Source organism: Photorhabdus sp. S10-54 (assembly GCF_963878145.1).
GTDB lineage: Bacteria > Pseudomonadota > Gammaproteobacteria > Enterobacterales > Enterobacteriaceae > Photorhabdus > Photorhabdus kayaii.
This window is the reverse complement of sequence record NZ_CAWNXG010000024.1, coordinates 16494-38734: the sequence shown is the minus strand read 5'-3', so window position 1 is coordinate 38734 and position 22241 is coordinate 16494. Positions and strand designations below refer to the sequence as shown.

General features: G+C 48.7%; 12 protein-coding genes, 1 tRNA gene and 1 pseudogene. 7 read left to right on the top strand and 7 right to left on the bottom strand.

Annotated features, from left to right (window positions below):
• Positions 1-697 precede the first annotated feature (697 nt).
• The 4 genes from AACQ83_RS13950 to AACQ83_RS13935 all read right to left on the bottom strand — a co-directional run bounded on the left by AACQ83_RS13950 (position 698) and on the right by AACQ83_RS13935 (position 4908).
• Positions 698-1606 carry a LysR family transcriptional regulator gene (locus tag AACQ83_RS13950; protein WP_112878244.1) on the bottom strand — a complete coding sequence of 303 codons (909 nt, stop codon included), beginning with the start codon at positions 1604-1606 and terminating at the stop codon, positions 698-700.
• Between the two features lie 626 nt (positions 1607-2232).
• Positions 2233-3879, bottom strand: coding sequence for a chaperonin GroEL (gene groL / locus AACQ83_RS13945; protein WP_112878243.1), 1647 nt, complete (start codon positions 3877-3879; stop codon positions 2233-2235).
• Between the two features lie 49 nt (positions 3880-3928).
• Positions 3929-4222: a co-chaperone GroES gene (locus AACQ83_RS13940; protein ID WP_036809429.1), complete on the bottom strand. Its 294-nt coding sequence runs from the start codon at positions 4220-4222 to the stop codon at positions 3929-3931.
• 197 nt (positions 4223-4419) lie between these two features.
• Entirely contained in the window at positions 4420-4908 is a 489-nt protein-coding gene (locus AACQ83_RS13935) for an FxsA family protein (RefSeq protein WP_011148252.1), read from the bottom strand.
• A gap of 377 nt (positions 4909-5285) precedes the next feature.
• Here AACQ83_RS13935 and aspA point away from each other — a divergent pair, with 377 nt between their 5' ends.
• The 5 genes from aspA to AACQ83_RS13910 all read left to right on the top strand — a co-directional run bounded on the left by aspA (position 5286) and on the right by AACQ83_RS13910 (position 10863).
• The gene (gene aspA, locus AACQ83_RS13930; protein WP_112878242.1) at positions 5286-6710 is read left to right on the top strand and encodes an aspartate ammonia-lyase; all 1425 of its coding nucleotides are present in this window, start codon (positions 5286-5288) and stop codon (positions 6708-6710) included.
• A gap of 140 nt (positions 6711-6850) precedes the next feature.
• Entirely contained in the window at positions 6851-8152 is a 1302-nt protein-coding gene (locus AACQ83_RS13925) for an anaerobic C4-dicarboxylate transporter (protein ID WP_112878241.1), read from the top strand.
• Between the two features lie 189 nt (positions 8153-8341).
• Positions 8342-10069 carry a protein-disulfide reductase DsbD gene (locus tag AACQ83_RS13920; protein ID WP_112878240.1) on the top strand — a complete coding sequence of 576 codons (1728 nt, stop codon included), beginning with the start codon at positions 8342-8344 and terminating at the stop codon, positions 10067-10069.
• Positions 10070-10086: 17 nt separating this feature from the next.
• Positions 10087-10659, top strand: coding sequence for a division control transcriptional repressor DicD (gene dicD / locus AACQ83_RS13915; RefSeq protein ID WP_112878239.1), 573 nt, complete (start codon positions 10087-10089; stop codon positions 10657-10659).
• Positions 10660-10787: 128 nt separating this feature from the next.
• A tRNA-Phe gene (locus AACQ83_RS13910) sits at positions 10788-10863 on the top strand.
• A 397-nt stretch (positions 10864-11260) separates the two neighbouring features.
• Here the strand turns inward: AACQ83_RS13910 and AACQ83_RS13905 are convergent.
• The 3 genes and pseudogenes from AACQ83_RS13905 to AACQ83_RS13895 form a co-directional block, all read right to left on the bottom strand.
• The gene (locus AACQ83_RS13905; protein WP_238399278.1) at positions 11261-11410 is read right to left on the bottom strand and encodes a hypothetical protein; all 150 of its coding nucleotides are present in this window, start codon (positions 11408-11410) and stop codon (positions 11261-11263) included.
• A 181-nt stretch (positions 11411-11591) separates the two neighbouring features.
• Positions 11592-20585, bottom strand: coding sequence for an insecticidal toxin MCF (gene mcf, locus AACQ83_RS13900; protein WP_112878238.1), 8994 nt, complete (start codon positions 20583-20585; stop codon positions 11592-11594).
• Positions 20586-21218: 633 nt separating this feature from the next.
• Positions 21219-21500 (bottom strand): annotated as a pseudogene (locus tag AACQ83_RS13895) (transposase); the annotation flags it as partial.
• 74 nt (positions 21501-21574) lie between these two features.
• Here AACQ83_RS13895 and AACQ83_RS13890 point away from each other — a divergent pair.
• Together AACQ83_RS13890 and AACQ83_RS13885 are read left to right on the top strand one after the other, a co-directional pair.
• Complete coding sequence (locus AACQ83_RS13890) at positions 21575-21874, top strand: helix-turn-helix transcriptional regulator (protein WP_112878237.1); 300 nt, start codon at positions 21575-21577, stop codon at positions 21872-21874.
• 102 nt (positions 21875-21976) lie between these two features.
• Complete coding sequence (locus AACQ83_RS13885; protein ID WP_112878236.1) at positions 21977-22219, top strand: SymE family type I addiction module toxin; 243 nt, start codon at positions 21977-21979, stop codon at positions 22217-22219.
• Positions 22220-22241 lie beyond the last annotated feature (22 nt).

Sequence of the window (22241 nt, the reverse complement as noted above, 5' to 3'; positions counted from 1 at the left end):
ATAATGTAAATATTTAATTCATTAACCCTCTTACAGCAAGATCTTGAATAAACTTATAATAATCATCTGACATATATTTCCTGTTGGCATATTTATGTTTATTTTTCCATCTTATAAATTCAATTCCCATGTTGCGAATGATATTAAACTTAAACCATCTCACTCAAAACACTATTAAAACATCTATACCCGTTATCTTTCAAGTTGCCTCTTTGTTGGCTGTACTCACTCACCCCGGTCACATAGTTACCTATGCTCCCGGGGATTCGCTCCCTTGCCGTCGCGATGCATCTTGAAATCCATAGGGTATATCGACAGTTTTGATTTGATAATATCTCACGACAATTTTTTATTGAGCAATTATCTGACGTTATATCCCATAAAAACTTCACATATTAATAGGATTAAGAAATTATACTTATACCCGTCATCTTTCAAGTTGCCTCTTTGTTGGCGGCACTCACTCACCCCGGTCACATAGTTATCTATGCTCCCGGGGATTCGCTCCCTTGCCGCCGCGATGCATCTTGAAATCTATAGGGTATATATGAATTTCATGTGGATTTTATTGTGTGTAAATAATGATACTTTTTTAACATGGATGCAAGAAACTGTGCCCCATTTGGATAGAAATACCTCCATTGATACCACGATAATGGGCCATCAAACATTTTCGTGGCATCATACTTTCCGACTATCACCATCCATCACCAATGTGGATACGCTCTGTCAGATAGTCCAGAAATACCCGTATCCGTGATGGGAGTTGCCTACCTTGGCCGACAAAAACTGCATATATTTCTTCCTTATCGCCAGGATTATAGTTCTCAAGTACAGGTAGCAACAAACCGTTCCGAATATCAGCATCCACATGGAAACGAGCTAATCGTGCTAAGCCAAGTCCTGCTATTGCAGCTTTACGCATGGTTTCTCCATCACCAAGTAGCAAGTTCCCTGAAGGCAATTGTTGCCCCCACTCTTCCGAATCGATGAAAGGCCAAGCTTTCATATGACGGGTAAAGCCAAAACCAAGTCGATTGTAGCGCCCCAGATCGCTAGGCATAGAGGGTATTCCCATCCTTTCAAGGTACGAAGGAGATCCTACCACAACCATTCGACTTGCCCCCAACTTGCGTACCATGAAGCATGAATCGTCCAGAGGACCGGTGCGAATCGCCACATCGCTACGATCATCAAGTAAATCCACTATCAAGTCACATAATGAGATGTCGAGTGTGATCTCTGGGTAGCGTTGCAGGAAATCCGGTAGTAAAGGCATCAAGCAATGTTTTCCAAACGCAACATGACAATTCACACGTATCCGTCCACGTAGCGCGGTTCCCTGATTTGCTTCTTGTTCTGCGGCTATGATGTCCTCCAAAATTCTGACACTACGTTCATAGAAAACAGAACCCTCAGCCGTTAACTGAAGTTTACGTGTCGTTCTATTCAACAGCCGTACACCAAGTCGCATCTCCAGTCGATTAATAAGCTTACTGACTGCTGATGGCGTCATGTCGAGCTTGCGAGCAGCGGCAGAGAGACTCTCCGACTCAATGACCTGAACGAATACCGCCATTTCTGTAGATCGATTAAATTTGTGCATAGATATTTGAATTATTTTCCAAAGTCCTATGAATAAATGAATTTTAGTCTAATAAACTCATTTTTTCTAAGTTTAAGGAAATATTTTTTTCCTTAAGAATTTCCCCTATGCCAAATCATCTTTATTACTTACGCTTTTTAAGCTAATGAAGAGAGCAATCACTTTGTAAAGCCGTAGTTTCACATGGAGCAGGAGCAGTGTTGCACAAACTTTAATCACGAGTATAGCAGCACTACAGAAGGAAACAGGAGAAGAGAACGTTTAGCAAGAGCAGTCCCTTGTATCGTTCATTGGAACATCAGCAAAAATAAAGTTGACGGGAAAGCACTTCAGCTATCCTAGTAGACTTATCACTTAGTAAACACGATGCCGTTTCATCACAATATTGGAAACAACATCACTTCAACGTACGTTTTTCATGAATATTACGGAAATACAGGCTTTCACCCCTATCTGAAATCAGACCCGGAGACCGATATCCAGACTTGAACCTCAGCCCGGATATCGGATTTTTTTAAATGCTATTTTAGCGGGGTGGGAATATTCACCACGATATTAATCGGTGACCACTATTAATCGGTGACCACTATGGACGTAACCCGCTCGGCTAGCGACCTACGCGGCTATTACATCATGCCGCCCATACCGCCCATGCCACCCATACCGCCTGCTGCACCTAAATCAGCTTTATCATCTTTAGGCAGATCAGTGATCATACATTCAGTGGTGATCATCAGACCAGCGATAGATGCTGCAAATTGCAGTGCAGAACGGGTCACTTTGGTTGGATCCAAAATACCCATTGCGATCATATCGCCATACTGTTCAGTCGTTGCGTTATAACCGTAGTTGCCTTCACCTGCTTTCACGCTGTTTGCGATAACAGATGGCTCTTCACCTGAGTTATCAACGATCTGACGTAAAGGAGCTTCCATCGCACGCATTGCAACACGGATACCTACGTTTTGATCTTCGTTATCGCCTTTCAGACCAGCAATAGCCGCTGCAACGCGAACCAGTGCAACACCACCACCAGCTACTACGCCTTCTTCTACTGCTGCGCGAGTTGCATGCAGAGCATCGTCAACGCGAGCGCGTTTTTCTTTCATTTCAACTTCTGTTGCAGCACCAACTTTGATAACAGCAACACCACCAGCCAGTTTAGCTACGCGCTCTTGCAGTTTTTCACGGTCATAATCAGAAGTGGACTCTTTGATCTGCTGATTGATCTGATTAACACGGCCTGCAATTGCAACTTCTTCACCAACGCCATCAATGATGGTGGTGGTATCTTTGTTGATAACGATACGTTTTGCCTGACCCAGATCTTCCAGAGTTGCTTTTTCCAACTCCAAGCCAATCTCTTCAGAAATAACATTACCGTTAGTCAAGACAGCGATATCTTGCAGCATAGCTTTACGGCGGTCACCGAAGCCAGGCGCTTTAACCGCAGCAACTTTGACGATGCCACGCATGGTATTAACAACCAGAGTTGCCAGTGCTTCACCTTCAACATCTTCAGCAACAATCAGCAAAGGCTTGCTTGCCTTAGCTACACCTTCCAGAACGGGTAACAGTTCACGGATGTTGGAGATTTTTTTATCTACCAGAAGAATATATGGGTTTTCTAATTCAACAGAACCGTTTTCTGGTTTGTTGATAAAATAAGGAGAGAGGTAACCACGGTCGAACTGCATACCTTCAACGACATCCAGCTCGTCTTCCAAGCCAGTACCTTCTTCAACGGTGATTACACCTTCTTTACCAACTCTATCCATCGCTTCTGCGATCAATTTACCCACAGTTTCGTCGGAATTCGCGGAGATAGTACCTACCTGAGCAATAGAGGTGGAATCTGAGCAAGGTACGGACAGCTTTTTCAGCTCTGCAACTGCTGCAACTACGGCTTTATCGATGCCACGCTTCAGATCCATTGGGTTCATGCCAGCGGCTACGGCTTTCAGACCTTCAGTAACAATAGACTGAGCCAATACAGTTGCGGTCGTTGTACCGTCGCCCGCAGCATCATTCGCTTTAGAGGCAACTTCTTTCACCATCTGAGCACCCATGTTTTCGAACTTGTCTTCCAGTTCAATTTCACGAGCGACGGTAACACCGTCTTTGGTGATTGTAGGAGCACCGAAAGATTTATCCAGCACAACGTTACGGCCTTTAGGGCCAAGGGTTACTTTTACTGCATCAGCAAGAATATTCACACCACGTAGCATCTTAACGCGAGCGTCGCTACCAAATTTTACGTCTTTAGCTGCCATTGTTTCTTTCCTTTAAATTCGTTCAGTTAAGAAGATCTAAGCGCAACAATTACGCTTCAACAATTGCCAGAATGTCGCTTTCAGACATGATCAACACTTCTTCGTTGTCGATCTTCTCTGATTTAACACCGTAACCATCGTTAAAAATAACGATATCTCCAACTTTCACACACAGTGCTTTTACATCACCGTTTTCAAGGATGCGGCCATTGCCCACAGCCAAAACTTCGCCACGAGTGGATTTACCCGCAGCAGTGCCAGTCAGCACAATACCGCCAGCAGATTTTGATTCAACTTCTTTACGCTTGACGATTACACGATCATGCAATGGACGAATATTCATTGATAGCTCTCCTATAAGAAAGTCCATATCAGGTAAGAGGATTGATACCAGTACGCTTTCATTAAACTAGTATCATAATAAATTAAATGGGGACCTACTTATGATACTTCAAGGGCAGGCAAAAAAATATTTTACTTTTTTCTTGCCCACAGAAAAAAACCGATGATTAAACCAAACATTCAGAAAATAACCGCTTATCAATGAGGCTTATGCTCGTCGTCATCGGGTTTATGGTCTTTCAACGTTCGGGAGGGGTCATCCTGCTTACGCTCGTATTCCCCCTCAAAAGTATTACTATCCCGTCTAAATCCACCACTATTATGAGGACGATAGAAATTGATATGTGGCATCAGTTTCATCACTAATGTTTTTTGAACCGGTGGCAATAACAACAACAATCCAAGAAAATCCGTAAAAAAACCGGGGAGGAGTAACAGGAAACCCGCCAGTAAAAGAGAGACGCTTTTTATCATTTCCGCAGCCGGACTCTCCCCATTAATCAGCTTCTGCTGGATCTGGATAAAATTCTTTATGCCCTGACTGCGTACCAAAGAGATACCGATACAAGAAGTAAACAACACCAGTAACAGAGTCAACAGTACACCTAGTTCAGAGGCAACACGCACAAATAAGGCTGACTCGATATAGACAAGCAAAAATATCAGGATAAATGGCAACCAACGCACTTGGTGCTCCTTCAATTGATTTGGATGAACAGGTTGTATCCTGAATAAATCATATCAACAAAATCCAAGGGACAACCAAATTAATATTTTTTCAGTTTATTAAAGACATAATTGGGGTCACAGCTATCGTTTTCAATCCGCTGAAAATCTTTCTAATTAGATACGAAATTGTGATAGATATCACATATATCAAATCAGACTAAACAAATACCACTATAAAGTGATCCAGATTCAATGCATTTATTGCTAACCAGCATATGATCACGCTGGCCATCCGGTGATAAAAAGTTCATATCATAACTATTGCAGTTGGCAACATAATGATTTAACGAACGCATAATTAGACAGTAAAAACGTCATCTAATAAGAAGGTTCTCATGTCAAACAACATTCGTATCGAAGAAGACCTGTTAGGTAAACGAGAAGTCCCTGCTGAAGCCTATTATGGTATTCACACCTTACGTGCGATTGAAAACTTCCATATCAGTAACAACACCATTAATGATGTACCCGAATTCATCCGTGGCATGGTGATGGTAAAAAAAGCCGCAGCCTTAGCTAACAAAGAGCTACAAACTATTCCTAAAAAAATTGCAGACATCATCATCAAAGCATGTGACGAAGTGCTCTATACCGGCAGATGCATGGATCAATTTCCGGTCGATGTGTTTCAAGGCGGTGCCGGTACTTCACTCAACATGAATACCAATGAGGTTCTGGCAAACATTGGTCTGGAACTGTTAGGCCATAAAAAAGGCGAATATGAGTACCTGAATCCCAATGACCATCTGAATAAAAGCCAGTCAACTAACGACGCCTACCCAACTGGCTTCCGCATCTCAGTTTATAACTCCATCCTGAAACTGATCGAGTCTATTGAACTGTTAATTGTAGGTTTCGATAAAAAAGCCAAAGAATTTAATGAGATCCTAAAAATGGGTCGTACCCAATTACAGGATGCTGTTCCCATGACACTAGGGCAGGAATTCAACGCATTCTCTATTCTGTTGAAAGAAGAAGTTAAAAACCTCAACCGAACCTCTGAATTATTGCTGGAAGTTAACCTTGGTGCTACTGCTATCGGTACCGGCTTGAATACAGCACCAGGTTATCAGAAATTGGCAGTTGAAAAACTGGCGGAAGTTTCAGGTTTACCCTGCGTACCAGCCGAAGACCTGATTGAAGCCACCTCTGACTGTGGGGCTTATGTTATGGTCCACGGTGCTCTGAAGCGCCTGGCTGTCAAACTGTCTAAAATCTGCAATGACCTGCGTTTGCTTTCTTCTGGCCCTCGTGCTGGCCTGAATGAAATCAACCTACCAGAATTACAGGCAGGCTCTTCTATTATGCCGGCAAAAGTGAACCCGGTTATTCCAGAAGTTGTGAATCAGGTTTGCTTCAAAGTTATTGGTAACGATATTTGTGTTACTATGGCATCCGAAGCAGGCCAGTTACAGCTCAATGTAATGGAACCTGCTATCGGTCAGGCCATGTTTGAATCTATCTCCCTGCTAAGCAACGCTTGCCGCAACCTGGTAGAAAAATGCGTTAATGGCATCACGGCTAACAAAGAAGTTTGCGAAAATTTCGTATTCAACTCGATCGGTATCGTGACATATCTGAACCCATTCATCGGTCACCACAATGGTGACATTGTTGGTAAAATTTGTGCTGAAACCGGTAAAAGTGTTCGTGAAGTCGTGCTGGAACGAGGTCTACTGACCGAAACTCAATTGGATGACATCTTCTCTGTAGAGAACCTAAAATGCCCATCTTACAAGGCAAAACGTTTTGACGATTAAGTTGTTGAATATAATAAAAAATAGCTCTTAGCAACAAGGCACGCAACTCCAACTGGATAGCGTGCCTTTTTACTTCCCTACATGCACAAAGTATTAACCTAAAATTTTCAAATTTTTAATTATTTCAAGGAGTCACTATTATGTTAGCCGTAGAATTGATTATCGTTCTGCTGGCCATCTTCCTGGGTGCAAGATTAGGGGGAATTGGCATTGGATTTGCCGGTGGTCTTGGCGTTCTGGTGCTGGCTATAATTGGCGTTAAACCAGGGCATATCCCATTTGATGTTATTTCCATCATTATGGCCGTTATCGCCGCTATCTCTGCAATGCAGGTTGCCGGTGGTCTGGATTATCTGGTCCAGCAGACTGAAAAACTGCTGCGTAAAAATCCAAAATACATCACGATACTCGCACCTATCGTTACCTATTTCCTGACACTGTTTGCAGGTACAGGTAACATCTCTCTGTCAGCGCTACCTGTTATTACTGAAGTTGCGAAAGAGCAAGGCATTAAGCCATGCCGTCCACTTTCCACGGCGGTTGTAGCAGCCCAAATTGGCATCACCGCCTCACCCATTTCCGCAGCAGTCGTCTATATGTCTTCTCTGATGGAAGGCCACGGCGTCAGCTATATCCATCTGTTGATGGTGCTATTACCATCCACTTTCGCCGCTATCGTTCTGATGTCTTTCATCATCGCCTGGATGTTCAATTCCAAACTATCTGATGACCCCATTTATCTGAAACGTCTGGAAGAAAACCTGGTAACTCTGCGTGGCAGCAAACAGATTGAGATCAAACCAAGGGCTAAAGCTTCTGTTCTGTTATTCCTGTCGGGTGTTATCAGTGTTGTTATTTACGCTATCGTCAACAGCCCAAGCATCGGCCTGATTGCAGAACCCCTGATGAACACTACTCACGCTATTCTGATCATTATGTTGAGTGTTGCAACTATCACCACCATGTTCTGTTCAGTTGATACTGACGCCATCCTGAACTCCAGTACCTTTAAAGCGGGTATGAGCGCATGTATCTGTATTCTGGGTGTTGCATGGCTAGGAGATACTTTTGTACAGGCAAACATGGATTGGATTAAAGGCACCGCTGGAGAGTTAATCCACTCTCAACCTTGGCTGCTAGCGATTATTTTCTTCTTCTGTTCCGCCCTACTCTATTCTCAGGCAGCTACCGCAAAAGCGTTGATGCCGATGGCTTTGGCTCTGAACGTCACTCCATTGACTGCCATTGCCTCTTTCTCCGCAGTTTCTGGATTGTTTATTCTACCTACTTATCCAACCTTAGTTGCCGCAGTTCAAATGGATGACACCGGCACGACCCGTATCGGCCGTTTTGTATTTAATCATCCATTCTTTATCCCTGGCACCATTGGGGTTGCTCTAGCTGTTGCCTTCGGTTTCCTATTCGGCAGTATGATCCTTTAATTCTCTGCCTGCCAATAACCGCTTAATATAGGGGCGTATACCGCCCCTATATACTCTCTTCTACCAAGCGATACATTTTCTCTGAAAACCTTCAATAACTGTCTTAATCTTAACCAGAACACTTTCTGGTCTGGCCGCCTTCGGTTATAGTGCTGAATCTGTTTCATTCGATTAGCGATCATTATCTTTATGATTAAACGTACTCTGATGCTATTTTTGCTGCTTTGCAGCCCCCTCCTTACCCCAACGGCAGCAAACGCGCTGTTTGAACAGCCGGGGCAAAACCCATATTTGCCAGTAGATCAGGCATTCATGTTTGATTTTCAGCAAAAAAACGACAAATTGACGTTAGACTGGCAGATCAAACCGGGTTATTACCTTTATCGCAAACAACTTCATATTGAGCCGCAACAGGCCACACTAGGTAAAATCACGTTGCCACAAGGTACAGCTCATCGAGATGAATTCTTTGGTGAAACTGAAGTTTATTTCCAACAACTCATCGTCAATGTTCCTGTTACAAAGGCGAACAACAATTCTAATATCGTTGTCACTTATCAAGGCTGTGCCGCCGCAGGATATTGCTATCCACCTGAAACCCGCCTTGTTCCATTGAGTGCAGTTATTCCATCAAAAACAACTGACGCCATACCTGCTGAACCTGTTCACAAAACGCCAGAAAGTGCATCGAATGACCAACAACATTTACCTTTCTCACCACTCTGGGCAATTTTGATTGGCATCGGTATCGCCTTTACACCTTGTGTACTACCGATGTATCCATTGATTTCCAGCATTATTCTTGGCAGCCAACGCCCTAAAAGCCTGAGACAGATATTTTGGTTAGCGCTAAGCTATGTTCAAGGCATGGCAGTCACCTATACGCTACTTGGATTGATTGTAGCGGCTGCCGGTCTACAATTTCAGGCCGCACTGCAACATCCGTATGTACTGATCGGCTTATCAGTATTGTTTATTCTGCTGGCACTGTCGATGTTCGGCCTCTATTCTCTGCAACTGCCTTCCGCTGTTCAGACGCGCTTAGTCAACTGGAGTAACCAGCAAAAAAACGGTTCACTTTTCGGTGTATTCGCTATGGGTGCGTTAGCGGGATTAATTTGCTCTCCTTGTACTACCGCGCCTTTAAGCGCGATTCTGCTCTACATTGCTCAAAGTGGTAATACCGTGGCAGGTGGCCTAACCCTTTATCTTTACGCTTTGGGAATGGGATTACCGCTCATTGCTGTCACCCTATTTGGTCACAAACTCCTGCCACGCAGTGGGCCTTGGATGCAGTATGTTAAAGAAGCTTTTGGCTTCATTATTCTTGCGCTACCCATTTTCCTGCTGGAAAGGGTTATCGGTGATGCATGGGGAATACGATTATGGAGCCTGCTAGCAGTCAGTTTCCTAGGATGGGGATTTGTTCTGACGATTAGAAGCCAAAACGGTTGGGTACGAGTCATACAACTGATATTGTTAATTTTGATGCTGATAGCTACCCGCCCATTGCAGGATTGGTTTTGGGGTACAACGGTCACACAACAGTCGCAACACAGTTTAAATTTCCGCCAGATAAATAACTGGCAGGAATTAGAACAGATAATGACACAAAACAGCCATAAAACCGTTATGCTTGATTTCTATGCTGACTGGTGTACCGCTTGTAAAGAATTTGAAAAATATACTTTCAGCGATCCACAAGTTCAGTCACAACTAGGTGATACCTTACTGTTACAGGCCAATGTCACGAACAACAGCCCGCAACAGAAGCAGCTTTTAGAAAAACTTAGCGTTCGGGGATTGCCGACTATTTTGTTTTTTGATTCTCAGGGGAAAGAGATCCCCGATTCACGGGTAAATGGTTTTATGGATGCAACCCACTTTAATGAGCATTTGCAACATCTGCCAAAATGATTCAGAAGGAGAACACCATGCAACGAGAACAAGTTCTTAGTCATGCCTTAAACTTACTGGAGCAACATGGCTTATCCATCACAACTGAGGTACTTTTTGGCTCGCTTAACATGGATATCGAATATCTCAAGCAGTTCTGGCCCGATCGGGAAGCTCTACTTTATGACTGTCTACGTTATCACGGCCAACAGATTGAAGTCTGGCAGCGACAGATATTACTGGATGAAACTCTGACACCAGAGCAGAAGCTACTGGCTCGTTACACAGCCCTTGATGAAAAAGTAAAGGAGAAACGCTACCCAGGCTGCCTATTTATCGCAGCCTGTAGCGCATTCCCTGAATCTGACCACCCTATCCATCAATTAGCTGAATTACAAAAACAGAGTTCTTCCCGTTACACCACCGAGCTATTACATCAACTGGATATTGAAGATTGCGAACTCGTTGCTAAACAGATGGAACTGATTCTGGAAGGTTGCCTGAGTAAGCTACTACTCAAACGGGATATTGGTGATATCACTACGGCAAAACTGCTGGCAGAAGATGTTTTAGCTATTGCCTTATGCCGCAAAAATGGTGCGTTAAGTTAACAAAAATCAGCCTAAGATGAACAACCACACAAATTCCGAGCAAAAAGAAAGCAATCAATCCGCTTTTATCATTTTTTATCAGAAAGGCATTGACGACTTAGGCTGAATACGGTTTAATGCGCCCCGTTGCCCGGATAGCTCAGTCGGTAGAGCAGAGGATTGAAAATCCTCGTGTCGGTGGTTCGATTCCGCCTCCGGGCACCAATTCAAGGTGCGTTGGTTAGGAGATAAAAACTCGACGGCCCACTCAATACAAGAACCCGGATGCATAACTGTAGTTGGTTTGGCTTTTCAGTACTTCGATACTGAATTGAACATAAGGGTTACCAAGCTAGGATACCTAAAAATTTAGGCGTCAATTTTTTTCTTTGGCGAAATACTTGCAAGTTCTATTGCACCTGTCAATCCATCCAAACTAAAATCAATGAATTCATTAACACGATATTGTTTATTATTGGTTGCTCAGCTTTCTTATTATTAATCAGAATAGGGTTAGTTATAAAAGATTGCCTCAGTTCAAAAAGATTCCCCATCTTGTAACAAGGAATTTATGTAGAAAAGACAGGTTCAGCCAGCAGCGAGAATATTCTGTTTTATCCTATTAACATTCTTCTCTCTGTGGCTCAACATCGATGTACAGCATCAACTCACACTCCAGCAAATGCGCAATCTTACTATTCCAAGTAACACCTTTCAGCCCGACCTGATGCAACACATATCCACGCAATGCTAGTACCTGCTGGCGGATCACTTAAGCAGGCCGATTGTTCACACCTGAAAACATCAGGAATGTATTCACCACCTTGCAATAACTTGACCGTAAGCCTTCGATGGGTTTGATCATGATCTGCTTCTACTACAGGAGGAATGATTCGACCGGAGCCCGGAGACAGGAAGGGCTTTGCGCCCCTCCTGTGGTTTCTCCTGCTAACTCAAGACAGCGGTGGCACCAGCGCCGCCTGCGTAGCCTGACGGTTTTGCGGCAGGTGCTCGCGGGCACCGCCGATATCAGGGAACGAGGCCATCGCCCCGCTCAGCTTCGCTAGGCTCGGCCCCTCCGTGTCCGGGACAGCAGCAACGGAATGAATCGCATGAGGCATGATGACGGGTTGTCTACTGGCCCAAGACAGCTCTACCAGCCCCCCTTTGGTGTAACTCCTCTGAGTAAAGTTCTTGACCAGATGGTCCACTCCCATCACCAGCGAAGAACCTTCCAGTTCGATTTGCAAATGCTGGTGCGTCACCGCCTGGCTACCGAACACCTTGCGCATCACCAAGGTCGTGCCATTGGTCGAGTCAGTCAGCATCAAGTTATCCTCATGGCGGCTCACGAGGATTTTTTCCGCATCAACCACCGGAATGATCAAGCGGTCCAGGGCCTGGCCCGGGTCATCGTTGTCAATGATAACCGTGCGGTAATACGACCACATCTCTTGGCTGAGGCGGTAGGTATCGTTATCGGCACCGCCATGCAACACCACACTGTCAACACCGGCGATCAGCGGTGGGGTCAAGTCGTCCCGGCGACCATCCGCGCCCCCGCTCCGAATCAACAACGACGAACCAATACGCTCGACACTAGTGTAATGATTCAGCTTCTGCACACCATCGTCCTTGACCCGGTATAGCGCCTGGTTCGTTGGGCTGTACACATATGCGCCCTTCTTCCCGGTAGCAATTCCGATGAAACGCAGATTGTCTTTAGCCTGGATGCTACCGCAGGAGAACACTTGACCGCTGCCGACATCGAACCAGCCTTGTGTGTCATCGCCTTGCAAGGTCAGCACGCCTTTGGCTCGCCACTGACCAGCGATCTTAGCAAGTGCCTGTGGCAGACGAGCGAAGTTGTCCTGTTGCCAGCCTTTGTCGACGGCGACCAACTGCAATTTACCGTCATTGGTTCGCAATAGGATCTCGCCTTTGACGGTGGTCAGGCGTAGCCCGGCATCGACTTGCTCCGCCGCCTTGAGGTGCAGTCCAGACGCCAGCTCACTGGCGGCGGGAAGCTGTGGCGAAACCTCAAGCACCTCGTCGGTACCGAACGCGGCAGCCAGCGCATCGGCAGTCATAGGCGGCTGACGATACAACTTGCCGCTGGCGGGTTCGAACAGTCGCGCACCGGAGCCATCCGCTTCAAAACCCAAGAACTGCAAACGCTTATCTTGCAGGGGGGCCGAAGCCACGACTACCTGACCGTTGTGGTACCACACTGGCAGCAGGCTCTTGCCGTCGGTACCCTTGACCCCGAACACTGCCAGAGTAGCTCTGCCGTCGGCGACGCTAGCCAGGTCCTGCCACCAGTGGGTACGTCCCTTGAGCCAATGCTCGTTGACCGCTTCGTAGCTAAGCTGCCCCAGTGCATCGAGCCGGGCCACACGCCCATCCTCAGTGATGACAAGCAAGCTGCCGTTCAGATTGACTAGGTTGGCTAACGCTGGAGTACTGATGCGTAATGCTGTGGGATGGCTGGCGTCGAGAACAGCCTGCCCGGGACCTTCCTGTCGGAACAGGGCCTTTTGCTCTTTACTGTAGAAGAAAAACACTTCCTTGTCGCCGGGCTGCGACATGCTCCCCGCTAACACCAGGTCGGCCGGGATCGGCCAGGCACTGCGGGTTTGTTCGTACTCTTTAAAGTGCGGGGACTGATCTGCCAGTGGCGCCAGATTCGGCTTGATCAGTGTCCCGTCGCCGGGACGTATCCAGTAGCGGTGCGCCACGCCAGCCGCATCCACGCCGAACACCGTGACTAGCGCCGCACTGGTCGGCTGGATCAACCGTGCGCCCAATATATACGTCGGAGTCTCACGCTGTATACTTTTGCTCTCGTAGTAGCCCTTGAGTATAGTCTTGAGCTCATCACTATGCCGGCTGGTACGTGCTAAAAGCTGGAGCAGCGCATCATCACCCACCGCACTGACCAACTCCATTCGATCATCGAGTATCCGATAGCACAGCTCAGCTTCCTTCTCTAGTTCAGCCTCCTTCTCTTTTAGTCGATAACGGCGTGCCAGGTAGACCGCATCTCCCTCCTGCCATAGCCGACTGATCTTACCCGCATTTTGATTAAACCATGGCTCAAACTGCACATCGACCTGTCCGGTGGCGATGTCTACCCGCCACGTCGCCGCATTGTCGGCGTCGTAGAAATAGGCATGGTCACCCATCACCGCACCCAATTGGGCATGTCTGGTCTGTTCGTGGGTGGCGTTGGTGAACAACATCCGCTCCTTGCCTACATCGTAAAACGCTCGACCAACATCTCGCCCGTTGTGGCTGTAGTTCTCCACCACTACGTACTGCCCGTGCAACTGATGCGCTTTGGCCAGATCACTCAGGTGCTGCTCAATTTGCTGGCCGGGCACCTGCCACTTACTCGCATCTTCGCTTACCACCTGAGTTGTCAGGCCGGCAAAGTCAACTTCGCGCACCTCTCCCTTGCCGTTGACCACCAATACCTGCCCGTTCTGGGTCGGATCGCGTTCGACTACCACCCCGCCGACCACCAGTTGGTTCTTCGACACGCTGATGCTGTCACTGGCGAGCTGACTGCTATCGATGATCCAGCGCGATAATGCACTCGCACTATCGCTCGTGAGCTTAACTTGGGTGCCTTCGTTGAGGCCGATCAGGTACTCGCCACCCGCTCCCTTGATCTCGTAGCGCAAAAAGCCGTGTAGCTCTTTGGGTAGCTCGGGCACCACCAGTTGCCGGTTGCGCTGATCGAGTATCACCTCGATTGGGGTGTCGACGTACTCATGATGAATCCTGCGGATTGTCTCCTCACCCGGAAAGATATAAAAGTCGTAGTCAAACCGCTTGTCTTCCTCTAGCCTGCGTATCACGTCGAAACCAGCATCATGGCGTGTGGTGGTGCCAGGGAGCAGCATGTATTCGTAACTGATGTAAGACTTAGGTGTGCCCGGCAGGATCACGACATTGCTGTCGCCGTGTTCAAGAGGCCGGGAGATATCCTTGTAACCAATACCGCTACGCACTTCGATAGCCTGACCACGATCATGGACCATTCGCGGAAAGTCACCGACCCAGAAGAAGTAATTGATTTTCCCCGAACCGGTAGAGCCCGAATGGGTACGGTAGATGTACTGGCTGTCGAAGCTGATCTGGTTCCTGCGCAAGTCAAGGCTCTTGATCACCGCCCCGGCAAGAGGCACCAGCACCTTTTTCTCGTTGTCATATCGATAGCCGTTACCTTTGTACGCCTTGTCGACCGTATCAAAGTAACGGCCTACCGCCTTGGCATCCTCGGCGACCGCACCAAAGGCTTGAGCCAATGCCGTAAAGCCCACCGCGAGTCCGCCAAGGATCACGCTGGCTCCACCGAGTACCGCCCCGGCCGTCGAAGCACCGACCAAACCAGCCCCCACCCCGGCGGTACCAGTGACAAAGCTCGCCGAGTCGAACGCTAACTGGGTACCGAACACCGCCTTCTGCACATCGTTCTCAGCGTAGGCCAATTCATAAGCATCCAGACCGACCATAGCTCCGCCAAACAACACACCGGCACCTTCGTTGACGGTGTGGCCTAGGTTCGAAGCAAAGTCCTTTAACGAGGTTTCGGCGGCCACCACTTCACCGCGCAGCGCCGTACGCACCAACGCGGTGACCTTGGCTATATCCTGTACACCACCGTGAGCCATCTGGACCAAGTTGAGGTAGCTGTGGACCTTGAGCGCGGTGGCCAGATCAGGCGAAGTCACCCCGCTTGCCGCATCGTGGCGGTTATTGTCGGCAAACCACTGGATTAGCGTCTGAACCGCAAATCCGGCGTTCAGCCCATCCACCGGAGCGGCCTCGCCAACTCCGCCGCGAGGCCGTATCCGGCCGTGCTCCAGGGTAAAGTGCTCGTTCAGTACACCCATGTGCTCATCGACGAAGCGCCGGAATTCAACAAAGGTGCTATCATTGGTGATCAACCAGCGGGTCTGCTCGGGTTGGTCACGGTTAATGAACTGGACCCGGTAGCGACCTTCCCCCTGGTCTTCCGTCGTAGCGATAATCGGTAGCCAGAGGCTGTCCAGTTGGTGCTCTCGCGCCAGCCGGGTGCTGGCGACTTCGAACCGGGCGCCCCATTGCTCGGCATCAAAGGTCTTCAGTGCAGGGCTCAGTCGCAAGTCTTCCATGACCCGCTCTTGTACACTCACCACCTGCTCGACCTGGTGCCGTTGCCCGATGACACTGGACAGTTCCTCGAATCGGGTCAGGTCAGACACGTTTAGGCCATTACCCACTGGTACCTCAGCCATCTTGCCGGTATCGATCTCAATCAGGTTGAAGACTGGCACCGATTTGCTGCCGAACGAGCCATAGTGCGCGGCCAGCCCGCGCACCACCAAGTGCTGCTCCATAGCCCTGGACAGACTCTTGGTGTTGTTGAAGGCAAAGATCCCAACATTCGGGTCATAGAAGTAGTAGCGACGGCCTTCGGCCGTGACAGTGCTCCCTACCATCATCGAGTGATTCTGGGTATTGAGTGCAAACATCGAGGTGCTGGTTGTTGCGGCCAGTCGCAACACCACCTCGGACAAATTGAACTGGCCCAGCTCCGTGGAAGCCTGAACGGCCTCAACATTGTAGTGCAGACTGATCAGGCTATTCTTGAGCAGCGTGGAGCTGCCCGCCTGCGGGTCAGCGGAGGCGAAGAACAGCTTTTGTACCAAGCTATTGATGCCAGCCTCTCCACCACCCGCCAATGCCACAGCCATGGTCCTGACCAAAGGGTAGCAACGGCCACCGGTTCGGTCACCGACCAGCGACAGATAAAAGTCCTGTGGTACTAAGCGGTCGAAGACACTGCCGGCGTCATGGAAGTCCTCACTGAACATTGCGGTCTGTCGCAGTACCTTGTCGATGTACTCGGCTTGGCTGATTTCGGTGATGCGACCGCTCAAGGCCCCCCGTTGCTCATGGGTAAGTTTTCCTTCAAGAAACAGGCGTTTCATCTCCAGAACCGACATTTTGTCATCCACTCCGGGGATCTTGATCTCCCGGAAGTTACGCAAACCATCATTGAACCCGCTATCCTGTGCCCCGCGCTGATAGGCCTCGGAGGCCGCGTAACGTTCTCCCACGCTGCTAGTGCGCTCCTCGCCTTGAATGGCCGTATCGTCAATCCGTACCACCGCAACGCTGCCGTCCTTAGCTTTGATCTGTTGCCAGAGCCAAGTCTTTTCGACAGAACTGGCTTCACGCAATACTGGATCGTACTGCGCTCTGTAGTAGTCCTGTGTAAGATTGAGTTGCTTGATCTGCTGGTCGATCAAGGCCGTATCACTTGAGGTACGTCGTGCTTCCTGGAGCTGGTAGCGTTTGTCCGCCACTTGGTCAATGTTAGCTTTGACCTTGGCCTGAACCGCTTCGCGCAACCGGGTCCATGCGGCAATCGCCGGATGCTCAGGAGAAAATGCCCCCTCTGTGTAGACGCCGTCGGTAACTCCTTCGACCGACACCCCAAACTGCGTCGCCACCGTCTTCAGTTGTTGGTGAACCTGCTCGCGGTAAGTGGCGAATTCGGCCTGGTTGCGCTCCACCACCTGACTGCCGGCAACCTGAATCGAGAGTGGCTCCACACCACCGCGCAACTTCGGCCAGACCATCTGTCCATCTCGTTGATATTCCTGGCTCTGGAACACCAGTTGCCACTCGCCATTGACGTACTGCATGTACGCCGCAGCAAGGCCCTCAGTGGTACCGGATATCTGGTAATCCTTGTAGTCGACCGCCATCACCACATTGTCATACAGAAGCGAGCTGTTGAATCGGCCATCGTGGTAAACCCGGTAGGTATTGTCGTCGATGCTGGTCACCACTAGCGAGCCGCCCGATAGTGTCCCGGTGAACAGAAAGCTCCCTGCAGCCACATGCTTGGGAATGTCCACATAGGCGGGTACCGCATTGGCCTGGTTCGGGCCATTGTAGCCGAGGAAGTACGCCGACACGCTACTTGAAGATATGCTATTAGCATTTTGTTTAGTGTACTCAAGCTCGTATAAGCCTGACCTGACCTTCACCAACTGGGCACTCCCCTCTGCCGGGAGGTGCCCTGACCTGACCAGCACCTCAGCACTGATGGTGCGGGTTTTGGCGAACAGTGCAGGATCAGTGGCAAACTGACGGATGTCAGCACTGCCTTGTCGGGGCTCAAATCCATCACCTACAGACACCAGCCCGACCTTGAGTTCGAGATCCTTCACCGCCTGCCCCAGCAGCGCCGGTCTTGGACCCATGTAGGTAAAACGCGGTGGATGGAATTCGTCAGCCGCTGGCAAGCCCTGATTAATGATTGGCAAGACCCGCGCCATCACTCCATCATACAGTTCACCCTGCAACTCTCTCTTGCTGCCTTCGGCGCGGTACTTGTCGAACATCTGCAACATATCCTTGCCGATACTGTCCGCACCCTCCGGTTCGTAACGCGCAGCGACATAGAGGGTTTCGAAGAACGAGTGATAGCCGTTACGGATCATGAATGCCGCATTGGCCATCTGGAATTGCCAATACTGCTTGACGCTCAACGCACCACCGAACAATTCCGGCAAGGCATTACTGACGGTCTGGGTGGTCCCGGAAATCCCCCCCACGAACGGGGTGTCCAGGTCATTCATGTAGCGTGTGGCGTCATTCTTCGGGTCCGGACGGAACTGGTTGTAGCTGCGGTATTTATCGTCCTTGATCAGGTACGAATCCTCGTGATACGTTTGCTCCTCAGGGCTGGTATTGAGGATCAGATACGGATCGGGCTGATTCAACCGGTTATTGATCATGACCTTGCCGTCACCCAGCGCAGCGTGAGGATTGACCGGGACCGCAGCCTTAGAAAAGCTATCGGCTACCGGACGCAAAGCATGGAACAAGACCTGTTTGCGCAAGCTCCTGCCCTCATTGCTCAACAGCGCCGCCTCAACCGCCGGGCGCAGTTGCGCATCGGCGTTCTCAAGGCCCTGGGGACCGGTCAGTAACAGGGTGAGCAGTTTGTCGTCCAGCGAGTGCTCAACCGCAGTTTGATCGAAAACATGTACTTTCGGATTGCTTGGATGCTGTGCCGCATTGGCGCTAGCAACCCACTGGATTTCCGCTTCGATGGCTCGAATGCGCCATTGTTCGTACAACGGTGCCAATAGCCCCCTAGCCTGGGCAATATCACTTTGCACATAGCCATTTTGCAAGACCTTAACCATAGCCGGGTTCTTCACCAGTCTCGTCGCCAGCCCGAACAGCAGCGGGTCATTATCGCTGCTTCGCCAGACCGAAGCGGCAAACGCCTGTTCCCACAGCGCTTTGTTTAGGTTATTACCCTTGATATCGCGCATGTTGTTACGGAAGTACTCCGGCGCCAACACCCCTGCGGGGGTGATGTGGTTACGCTCGAGCAAACGTACCAGCTGCTGCTCGAACGCCTTGCGATCTTCGCTGCCTTTAAACAGACGACTGGCCTTCGTACCGCCTTCACGCAGTTGCTCCAGCTTCTCGAAAAATGCGGCGTTGTATTGATACAGTATGTCGGTCTGCGCCTTGCTCAAGTGACTGCTGCTGACCTTGTTGTCGTCAACGCTCATCACCCCAAAGGGCGTCGCGGATAGGTAACCGTTGCCCTGGGGCATTTCCAACAAGTACTGACGACTGGCAAAACCGACCGAACGTTCCAGCTCATGGATATTAACGAAAAGCCCGTCACGGTCCGGGTGATAACCGTTCTGGCGAAACCCCTCCAGGCCGATAGTCTGGAAGCTAGCGATATCAGCATTCTGGTTGATCAGGTCACTCAAGGCGCTTGCCAATGGTACCTCACGGGTGATGGTGGTATTCGAAACCTGGCCGGACACCTGAATCCCGACCTGGTTCGGCACCTTGCGGTCAACGCTGGTCAGTAGCATTTTGCGACCATTACCCAGCAACTGCGCCTTGAAGCCTTCACGCAAGGTGCTTTCCGAAACTAGGTAGTTGGCGAAGTACTTCTCGACGAATTCGGTTTTGACCAGCACCGAGCGAATTGGTGCATAGGTCGGCGAGCGAAAGGATGGCGGCTCACTCTTGAGCCGGTATTGTTGTTGCCAGGCTAGGGAGCGGGCTGCGGTACCGAAGGAGAAGTTGAATACCCTGTCCGCCGACACAACTAATCTGCCGTTCTCCAGGAAGAAATCTTTGAAGCGGCCATCGGTGCTGGCATTAACTAGTGCGACGTTCATGCGGATGTAGCCAGGGCGCTCCTCCATCATCAGCAACGAAATATTTACCGGCAGATCATCGGAGGCCGGAGGCACCGTGGTCAGCCCGCCGAAAGCTGCGGCCTCTTCCGTAGAGGATGCTTTGAGTAAGGCGTTGTAGCGTGCATTGACCTCCTTGTAGGCCTGTAATTTGGAAAACAGCGTCACGTATTTTGGGCTGAACGTGGAGGCAGCCACCTGTATAGTCAGTTGTTGTTCCAGACGTTTGATCTCGGTATCCAGCTTAGCCTGCTTGTCCGCCGCGTCCTCCCTCAGGGTCGTCGTCTTCAAGGTCTTAGAGCCGCCGGGATTGAGCATGGTCAAAGCTTTACGCCAAGTGCTGTCAAAGTGCGTTATGGCCATCTGCTGTCGGCTGTATAGCAGGATGTCGCGGTCCAGTTGCTGCTTATAGGCGTTGATCGCCGGTGTGCCGGGCACATCGTTCATCTGCTGCCGTCTTTGCTGCAATGTCTGCAACTGGTCGCCAACAGAAACGGGGTTGTCCTGCATCTGAAAATACTGGGCAGCCAGCACACTCAGCGTACTCTGCTGCATTTCCTGTAACCGCTCGTCTACCTGCCTGATGTAGCCGGCACGCTCATCAGGCCCCATGTTAAACCATTCGGTCTGACGACTTGCTGCCTTAATCTGTCCATCGATCAAGGTATTGAGCAGGTTCGTGAAGTCTTTGGATATATAAGCCATTGCAATGATCCTTGCCTGTTTTTAAGCGAAACCCTTCGCGCTGCGAAAAGCTGTTTGTCGTTTGTCGATACAGATTTGACATTCTCCCCGACCTAAAGACCATAACTGTAGGTACGAACGTATTCAGTTACCGCGGGGGTTCCCACACATACGATCGAGTCAAAGGCAGATGTCATTTTGCATTCCTTTATTTAGGTGATAGTTACATATTATTGTTATTTATATTAGTGAATATTAGATAGTCAACATTTATTTGCTCTGTAGTTGTAGTCATAATTATCTCCTTTATTTTTCGTTTATATTTCAGATCACATGAATGATAACATTGCAATATAATTAATTTTTTATATATTTAAATATATATTATTTGTAATTTTAATTATTTATCTAATGAAATTATTTACATGTGAAAGTATTTTTTAATTATATTGTTGCGTTTTTTATAAGACGTTGAATAAATAATAACGAATCTTAGGAAGGTTATTTATTAGTGAATTGTTGTATCTGATTTTTGAGTTAGAGCGCGATATTTAAAAGTTCTACTGCAACTGTCAAGCGACCCCAATTAATATAATGTTTTACTATTGTTCGATTAGGTATACCCGCTTAACTTGAAGATGCAGAATTCAGAACCTAGAAGTTGTCATTAATACGGTACGACAGGTTCCCGGCAAGTTCCGGTAATATTTCCGTAAAAAAACGATGTATTGCTTGCCTGAACAGGGTCGTCGAGGCGAAGTCATGCTTATTTCTGACCTTTTCATTCATCACCTTCCACAACCTTTCTATCAGGTTCAGATTCAGACTGTATGGCGGTAAGTAATGAAGGTCGATATTCATCACATAAGCCCACTCTTTCACCAACTCACTCCGAGGGTAACTGGCTCCGTCAAGGATAATATGAACCTTCTGACTGGATAGGTTCCACGGATGGCAAAAAGAACTCTACGATGCGATAACTGTTAAAGGAAGCCAGAGAAGCCCGCAAGATGACACAAGCAAGATTAGCTGAACTGCTCAACGTTGATCGCCGGGTTTATAACCGCTGGGAGCGCGGTGCTTCTGTTCCTCAACTGGATGCTGTGGTCAGGATCGCTCAGGTATTACAAAGTAGTCTGGATTCACTTGTCGGATTGGAACCCATGACACCGCCACAGATACATAACCCGCGTTTACAGGCGCTTGTGATGCAGATGGATTCATTATCAGATGAAGATCAGCAGGCGCTGATTGTGTTGATGGACAGTTTGCTTAAACGTTCGAAGATGACGCAGTTACTGACATCGTAGAAAGGATTTGCTACAGGAAAGACGATTTTTATTTAGTGCAGCATTACCAGACGGCCATCCGGTAACGCTGCTAACCGTAGGCAACTAACAGGAGTAGTTACCATGGCTAACCGCGATTGTAATGCAGATTTGAAGATTTCAAAAGCCCGACGCAACTATAAGGTGGGCTATACCAGCACCCGCCACGAAGACCGCAACACGGGGATGACCCGTTATTACAGCCAGCATCCCAGCCTGCACCTTAAAGGCAACTGGCTGGAAGAGGCCGGATTTGCCACCGGGCAGGCGGTGAACATCACCGTTGAACGCGGGCAGTTGATTATCCGGCTAGCTGAGAATGGCTGACGGCTAAAAGGAAGATCCCAGC

Coding starts and splice junctions, on each gene's coding strand:
- AACQ83_RS13950 (WP_112878244.1), bottom strand. CDS start 1,606: ATGCACAAATTTAATCGATCTACAGAAATGGCGGTATTCGTTCAGGTC.
- groL (WP_112878243.1), bottom strand. CDS start 3,879: ATGGCAGCTAAAGACGTAAAATTTGGTAGCGACGCTCGCGTTAAGATG.
- AACQ83_RS13940 (WP_036809429.1), bottom strand. CDS start 4,222: ATGAATATTCGTCCATTGCATGATCGTGTAATCGTCAAGCGTAAAGAA.
- aspA (WP_112878242.1), top strand. CDS start 5,286: ATGTCAAACAACATTCGTATCGAAGAAGACCTGTTAGGTAAACGAGAA.
- AACQ83_RS13925 (WP_112878241.1), top strand. CDS start 6,851: ATGTTAGCCGTAGAATTGATTATCGTTCTGCTGGCCATCTTCCTGGGT.
- AACQ83_RS13920 (WP_112878240.1), top strand. CDS start 8,342: ATGATTAAACGTACTCTGATGCTATTTTTGCTGCTTTGCAGCCCCCTC.
- dicD (WP_112878239.1), top strand. CDS start 10,087: ATGCAACGAGAACAAGTTCTTAGTCATGCCTTAAACTTACTGGAGCAA.
- mcf (WP_112878238.1), bottom strand. CDS start 20,585: ATGGCTTATATATCCAAAGACTTCACGAACCTGCTCAATACCTTGATC.
- AACQ83_RS13890 (WP_112878237.1), top strand. CDS start 21,575: ATGACACAAGCAAGATTAGCTGAACTGCTCAACGTTGATCGCCGGGTT.
- AACQ83_RS13885 (WP_112878236.1), top strand. CDS start 21,977: ATGGCTAACCGCGATTGTAATGCAGATTTGAAGATTTCAAAAGCCCGA.